The following is a 6,536-nucleotide window of genomic DNA, read 5'->3' as shown; positions in this document are numbered from 1 at the left end:
TCGACGCGGTGCAGGTAGTACAGGTCGATGACGTCGGTTTTCAGGCGTTTCAGGCTGGCCTCGCAGGCGGCGCGGACATAGGCCGGGCTGCCGTCGACGCCGGTCCCTTCGCCCTTGCGGACGATGCCGAACTTGGTGGCCAGATAGACCCGCTCGCGGCGGCCCGTCAGGGCCTCGCCCAGCAGCTCCTCGTTCTCATGGGGGCCGTAGATGTCGGCGGTGTCCCAGAAGTTGATCCCCAGCTCCAGGGCGCGGTCCAGGGTGGCGAGGCTCTCGGCCTTGTCGGACGGCGCGCCGTAGACGGCGGTCATGGTCATGCAGCCCAGGCCCATGGCGGAAACGGTGGGGCCCTTGGCCCCCAGCTGACGGGTCTTCATGCGCATTCTCCCTGGACGAACTGACCGATTTAATTGATTGGGTCATTTCGTCTCATCCGACGCTTGATGTCAATCGGTTGGCCCGCCTAATAGGTGCATGGCTGAGCCCGCCCCCGAGTCACGCACCAAGGCCGACGCGATCCTGAACGCCGCCCAGCGGCTGTTCACCCAGTTCGGATTCCGCCGCACCTCCATCGACGACATCGCCCGCGAAGCCGGGATCGCAAAGGGCACGGTCTATCTCTACTTCGACGGCAAGGAGGCTGTGTTCCGCGCCATGCAGGCCCGTAACCTGGCCGAGGTGGAGCTGGCCTGCGACCTGGCGGAGGCGGCGGGCGGCGGTTTCGGCGCGCGGCTGCGCGGGGTGCTGGAGGCGCTCTATGCCGGCATGTACGACCGCTACGGCCAGTCCGAGCATCTGGTGGAGCTGAGCTCCACGCGGCTGGCTGTCGGGCCCGACATCGCGGGCCAGGTGGACAGGACCTATACCGGGCGGATCGTCGGCTTCCTGAACGCGGCCGAAAATGCGGGGGAGGCGGACCTGGCGGCTTGCGGCCTCGACGCCGCCGCAATCGCCGCCACATTGATGGCCGCCGCCAAGGGGGCCAAGCAGAGCGAGTCCGGCCCGCCCGATCCGGCGACCTACCGCGCCAGCCTGGCCCGCATCGCGGACCTGACCGCCGCGGCCTTGCGCCCCTGAACCGCCGGAGAAGCCCGATGAGCCACCCCGCCCTGACATCCGGCCGCGCCGCCGTCGTAATGGGCGCGGCCAGTGGCATCGGCCTGGCCGCCGCCAAGCGGTTCGCGAGCCTTGGAATGAAGGTCTGCCTGGCGGACCGGAACGCCGAAGGGCTCGAGGCCGCCGTGAAGGCCGTCACCGCGGCGGCGCGCGCGCCCGCCGAGGTGTTCGGTGTGGCCACAGATGTTTCGGACGCTGACGCGGTCAACCGCCTGCGCGACGCCGCCTATGAGCGGTTCGGCGAGGTGGCGGTGCTGATGAACAACGCCGGGGTCGGCGGCGGGGCCGGGGCCTGGGAGCATCCGGACCGCTGGCGCCGGTTGCTGGAGATCAATCTCTGGGGTGTGATCAACGGGGTGCAGGCCTTCACCAGCCTGATGCTGGACCAGGGGACGCCCTGCGCGATCATCAACACCGGCTCCAAGCAAGGCATCACCAATCCGCCGGGCGACGTGGCCTACAACACCAGCAAGGCGGCGGTGAAGGCGCTGACCGAGGGCCTGGCCCACCAGTTGCGCAACGTCGAGGGAGGGCAGGTCAGCGCCCACCTGCTGATTCCCGGCTACACCTTCACCGGGATGACCGCGCGCTCGACCGAGAAGCCGCCGGGCGCCTGGAGCGCGGAGCAGGTGGTGGATTTGATGGTCGAGGCGATGGGGCAGGGAGACTTCTACATCCTCTGTCCCGACAACGACGTCAGCCGGGAGATGGACGAAAAGCGCATCGCCTGGGCCGCTGACGACCTGATCCTGAACCGGCCGGCCCTCTCGCGCTGGCATCCCGACCACAAGGCCGCCTTCGAGACTTTCATGGCGTCGAAGCCCGGCGCAGGGTAAGCCCCCGACGACGCCGGACCGTTGCGATGGCCACGCTGCCGCTATAGGTTCCGCCGCTCTATTCCCCTTGCGCCTTTCGTGCGGAGTTCCCCTACGTGGTTGATGTCTTTGAAGAGGTCGAGGAGCAGCTCCGCACCGACCGCTACAAGGCGCTTGCGCTCAAAGCCCTGCCCTGGGTCGGCGCCGCCCTGGCCGGCGCCCTGCTGATCGCGCTCGCGGTGTGGGGCTACGACGCCTACCAGACCAAGACGACGTCGAAGGCCTCGGAGCAGTACGCCCAGGCCCTGGAGGCTTTCGGCGCCGGCCGGGCCGATGAGGCCGACCGGCTGTTTGGCGAGGTCGCCAAGTCCGGGTCCAAGGCCTACAAGTCGCTCGCCCTGCAGCATCAGGGCGGCATCAAGATCGCCGCCGGCAAGCCGGCCGAGGCCGTGAAGTATTTCGACGAGGCCGCCGAGGCCGCGCCGAACGAGATCATCGGCGACGTCGCGCGCCTCAAATCCGCCTTCGCCCTGCTCGACACGGCTCCCTACAAGGACCTGGAAGCCCGCCTGACGCCGATGACCAAGGAAGGCCGCCCGTATCGCACCGAGGCGCGTGAGGCCCTGGCCTTCGCCAAGATCCTGCACGGCGACCTAGCCGGGGCGCGGGGCGACTTCGTGGTCATCTCGCTGATCGCCGACGCTTCGGAAGGCGCCCGCAATCGCGCCAAGGCCGCCATGGACCTGATCGACTCCGGCTCGGCCAAGAACGTGGCCGCCGCCGCGCGCGCCGCCGCGGCCCTGCCGCCGCAGAGCCCGCTCCTTCCGCCGGGGGCCTCCGCGGGCCTTTCGGCTCCGACGCAACAGCCAACCCCGGACGCCCAATGACGCTTCGCAGCCGCACCGGTCTTGCCCTGCTCCTGACGGCCGCCCTGACCGCGAGCGGGTGCTCGACGCTCAGCCGCCTCAATCCCTTCCCCAAGGACGAGGCCCCCGGCGAGGTCGCCAGCGAGGGCGAACGGATCGCCATCATCGCCTTCGACCAGAAGGTGGAGGCCGCCGAGGCCCTGAAGGGCGTCGACTTCTTCCTGCCCGACCCGGTGGCGCTCAGCGAATGGTCCATGCCAGGGGGCACGCTTGAGAACTCCGTCGGCCATGTGGCGGCGGGCGGCGGGCTGTCGATGGCCTGGAAGCGCGGCTTCGGCGAGGGCTCCGGCCGCGGCGCCCACGTGACCGCGCCGCCGGTGGCCGCCAACGGCAAGATCTATGTCATGGACGGCGAGGCCACGGTCTCGGCCCTCGACGCCCAGACCGGGGCCGAGGTGTGGAAGGTCAATCTGCGTCCCGACTCCAAGCGCGACAAGGAAGCCTTCGGCGGCGGGATCGCCATCGCCGACGGCAGGCTCTATGTCGCCTCGGGCTTCCGCTTCATCGCCCAGCTGAACGCCGACACCGGCGCGGTCGGCTGGAAGGTGGCCACCGAGCAGCCGATCCATGCGGCCCCCACCGTGGCGGGCGGACGCCTGTTCGTGGTGGCGGTGGACAACACCCTGCTGAGCTACAACACCGCCGACGGGACGCCGAGCTGGACCTATCAGGCCCTGTCGGAGTCCTCGCGCATCCTGGGGGCCTCCAGCCCCGCCGTCTCCGGCGACACCGTCGTGGCCGCCTTCGGCTCGGGTGAACTGGTGGCCCTGCGCGCCGCCAACGGCAACGACCTGTGGAACGAGGCCCTGTCGCGGGCCAGCCGCAACAACGCGCTGTCGGAGATACGCGACATTCCCGGCCGCCCGGTGATCTTCCAAGGCGACGTCTTCGCGGTCAGCCACTCGGGCGTCTTCGCCGCCACCGACCTGCGCACCGGCCAGGCGCGCTGGACCCTGCCGATCACCGGCATCACCACCCCCTGGCCCTCGGGCGACGTGGTGTATGTGGTGGACAAGGGCGGCCAGGTGATCTGCGTGGCCCGCGAGAGCGGCCAGATCTACTGGATCCGCGACCTGGGTGAAGGCCGCGGCAAGGCCAAGGGCGGCCTGATGGGCATCAGCGTCGGCAAGAAGAAGTATGTCTCAAAGCCCGTTTGGTCGAGCCCGATCCTGGCCTCCGGCAAGGTGATCACCGCCTCAAATCAGGGCGAGCTGGTGGCCCTGAACGCCAAGACCGGCGCGGTGGAAAAGACCATGAACCTCGGCTCGGGCGTGCTGCTCGGCCCGATCTCCATCAACAACACGATCTACATCGCGACCGATGAGGCCCAACTCATCGCGCTGCGATAGACGACGAGAAAAGACCAGGACCCCATGCCGCTCAGGCTTGCGATCGTAGGGCGTCCGAACGTCGGCAAATCCACCCTGTTCAATCGGCTGGCGGGCAAGAAGCTCGCCATCGTCGATGACCGGCCGGGCGTCACCCGCGACCGGCGCTTCGGCGCGGGGCGGATCGGCGACATCGAACTGGAGCTGATCGACACCGCCGGCTTCGAGGACGTCACCGACGAGAGCCTCGAGGCCCGCATGCGCGCCCAGACCGAGCTGGCCATCGACGAGGCCGACGTGGCGCTGTTCGTGGTGGATTCCCGCGACGGCATCACGCCCATGGACCGCGTTTTCGGCGAAATCCTGCGCCGCCGCGACAAGCCGGTGCTGCTGCTGGCCAACAAGGCCGAGGGCAAGCGCGGCGACGACGGCATCAACGACGCCTTCAGCCTGGGCCTGGGGGAGCCGATTCCGATCTCCGCCGAGCACGGCGAGGGCATGGCCGACCTCTACCAGGCCATCGCCCCCTATGCGGTGGAATACGAGTTCGAGGACGGCGACGCCGTCGAGAAGCCGGTGCAGATCGCCATCGTGGGGCGCCCCAATGCGGGCAAGTCGACCCTGGTGAACAAGCTGATCGGCGAGGACCGGCTGCTGACCGGCCCCGAGGCCGGGATCACCCGCGACGCCATTCCGGTGGACTGGACCTGGGACGACCGGGCCATCCGCCTGGTGGACACCGCCGGGCTTCGCCGGAAGGCGAGGGTCGAGGAGAAGCTGGAGAAGCTGTCAGGCCAGGACTCCATCCGCGCCATCACCTATGCCGAGGTGGTGATCCTGGTGATGGACGCCACCCACCCCTTCGAGGTGCAGGACCTGCAGATCGCCGACCTTGTCGAGCGGGAGGGACGTGGGCTGGTGTTCTGCCTGGCCAAGTGGGACCTGGTGGAGGACCAGCGCGAGACCCTGGCCATGTTCAACGAAGAAGCCGCGCGCCTGCTGCCGCAGCTGCGCGGGACCCCGGTGGTGGCGTTGTCGGCGGAGACCGGCCGTGGCCTCGACAAGCTGATGCCGGCGGTCTTCAAGGTGCACGGCGACTGGTCCACCAAGGTCAAGACGCGGGACCTGAACGACTGGCTCTCCATGGCGACCCAACGCCATCCGCCCCCCTCGGTGGGCGGGCGGCGGATCAAGCCCAAGTACATGGCCCAGACCAAGGCGCGGCCGCCGACCTTCGTGCTGTTCGCCAGCCGGGCCGACCAGCTGCCCGACCACTATCGCCGCTACCTGATCAACTCGCTGCGCGAGAGCTTCGACCTGCCCGGCGTGCCCATGCGGCTGACGGTGAAGTCCAACAAGAACCCCTTCGCCGAGGGGGAGGCCAAGAGCGGCCCGACCGGCGGATTCGCGGCCAGGGCGGCCGCCAAGGCCGTGGGCGGCCCGACGACGGGGATGCGGGCGAAATCCAAGGCGGCGGCCTCGGCCAAGGCCAAGGCGGGCGCCGAGGCAAAGCCGAAGCGGTCCTACGTGGCCAAGCCCAAGCTGGTGGGCAACCCCAAGGGGCGCACCCAAAAGCTGGCCCGGCCCGGCGTCAAGCCGAAGCGGGCGAGCCGGACTTCAGCTTCCAGTCCGAAAGCAAGACGCTAGAGGTCGGCTGGCCCAGGTCGGCCTGGGCCAGGTCGACGATCATCGGTCCGATCTCCGACGGATGGGGCAGGTCCATGGGATCCTCGCCCGGCATGGCCTCGGCGCGCATCTTGGTGCGCATGACGCCCGGATCCACCAGCACCGCGCGGACGGTGGTGTTCTCCAGTTCGTCGGCCCAGGTCTGCACCAGGTGCTCCATGCCCGCCTTGGAGACGCCGTAGGCGCCCCAGAAGGCCTTCGGACGCTGGACGCGGCCTGTGGTGATGAAGATGGCGCGCCCGGCGTCAGAGGCCCTCAGCAGGCGCTCGGTGGCGCGGATCAGCCGGAAGGTGGCGGTCAGGTTGGTGGTGAGCACCTTGTCGAACAGCGCCGGCTCGATGTGGCTGACCGGTGTGATGACCCCCAGGATGGCGGCGGCGTGGACGACAATGTCCAGGCGTCCGTGGCGCTCATGGATGGCCAGGCCCAGCTGGTCGAGGCCTTCGACCTGAGAGATGTCCATGGGGACCAGGGTCGCCGGCTGACCGGTGGCGGCGCGGATCTCGTCGTCCAGCTCTTCCAGGGCGCCGGTGGTGCGGGCCACGGCGATGACATGGGCGCCGGCCTTGGCCAGGGCTAGGGCGGAAGCCCGGCCGATGCCGCGCGAGGCGCCGGTGACCAGGGCGATCTTGCCGGCGAGGGGGAGGTTCAAATCAGTCATGGCG

Annotated in this window: 7 protein-coding genes; 5 read left to right on the top strand and 2 right to left on the bottom strand. The window is 69.4% G+C overall.

The genetic code is table 11. The annotated features are described in order from the left end of the window. Window positions 1-377, bottom strand: a 377-nt coding sequence (locus RMO97_RS10095; RefSeq protein ID WP_310540788.1) for an aldo/keto reductase, incomplete at its 3' end; no start/stop codon positions are given. A 97-nt stretch (window positions 378-474) separates the two neighbouring features. Here RMO97_RS10095 and RMO97_RS10090 point away from each other — a divergent pair. The 5 genes from RMO97_RS10090 to der all read left to right on the top strand — a co-directional run bounded on the left by RMO97_RS10090 (window position 475) and on the right by der (window position 5,832). Beyond that, a complete protein-coding gene (locus tag RMO97_RS10090; protein ID WP_310540786.1) occupies window positions 475-1,077 on the top strand; it encodes a helix-turn-helix domain-containing protein in 603 nt (200 codons plus the stop codon). Between the two features lie 17 nt (window positions 1,078-1,094). Then, the gene (locus RMO97_RS10085) at window positions 1,095-1,952 is read left to right on the top strand and encodes an SDR family NAD(P)-dependent oxidoreductase (protein ID WP_310540784.1); all 858 of its coding nucleotides are present in this window, start codon (window positions 1,095-1,097) and stop codon (window positions 1,950-1,952) included. Between the two features lie 95 nt (window positions 1,953-2,047). After that, a complete protein-coding gene (locus RMO97_RS10080) occupies window positions 2,048-2,818 on the top strand; it encodes a tetratricopeptide repeat protein (protein WP_310540782.1) in 771 nt (256 codons plus the stop codon). Beyond that, the gene (locus RMO97_RS10075; protein ID WP_310540780.1) at window positions 2,815-4,206 is read left to right on the top strand and encodes a PQQ-binding-like beta-propeller repeat protein; all 1,392 of its coding nucleotides are present in this window, start codon (window positions 2,815-2,817) and stop codon (window positions 4,204-4,206) included. The genes RMO97_RS10080 and RMO97_RS10075 overlap by 4 nt, the downstream gene beginning before the upstream one ends. A 24-nt stretch (window positions 4,207-4,230) precedes the next feature. After that, on the top strand, window positions 4,231-5,832 hold the full coding sequence (gene der, locus RMO97_RS10070) for a ribosome biogenesis GTPase Der (RefSeq protein ID WP_310540779.1): 1,602 nt from the start codon (window positions 4,231-4,233) through the stop codon (window positions 5,830-5,832). Here the strand turns inward: der and RMO97_RS10065 are convergent. Further along, window positions 5,777-6,532 carry an SDR family NAD(P)-dependent oxidoreductase gene (locus tag RMO97_RS10065; protein WP_310540778.1) on the bottom strand — a complete coding sequence of 252 codons (756 nt, stop codon included), beginning with the start codon at window positions 6,530-6,532 and terminating at the stop codon, window positions 5,777-5,779. The genes der and RMO97_RS10065 overlap by 56 nt on opposite strands. Window positions 6,533-6,536: the final 4 nt, after the last annotated feature.

The sequence above is a fragment of the Phenylobacterium sp. genome (genome assembly GCF_031425575.1).
Classification (GTDB): Bacteria; Pseudomonadota; Alphaproteobacteria; order Caulobacterales; family Caulobacteraceae; genus Phenylobacterium.
Note: the sequence above shows the minus strand (reverse complement) of the source record. Positions and strands in the feature narration are given on the sequence as shown.

Bases quoted from the DNA above. Each gene is read 5' to 3' on its own strand.
- RMO97_RS10090 (WP_310540786.1), top strand. From the start codon at position 475: ATGGCTGAGCCCGCCCCCGAGTCACGCACCAAGGCCGACGCGATCCTG.
- RMO97_RS10085 (WP_310540784.1), top strand. From the start codon at position 1,095: ATGAGCCACCCCGCCCTGACATCCGGCCGCGCCGCCGTCGTAATGGGC.
- RMO97_RS10075 (WP_310540780.1), top strand. From the start codon at position 2,815: ATGACGCTTCGCAGCCGCACCGGTCTTGCCCTGCTCCTGACGGCCGCC.
- der (WP_310540779.1), top strand. From the start codon at position 4,231: ATGCCGCTCAGGCTTGCGATCGTAGGGCGTCCGAACGTCGGCAAATCC.
- RMO97_RS10065 (WP_310540778.1), bottom strand. From the start codon at position 6,532: ATGACTGATTTGAACCTCCCCCTCGCCGGCAAGATCGCCCTGGTCACC.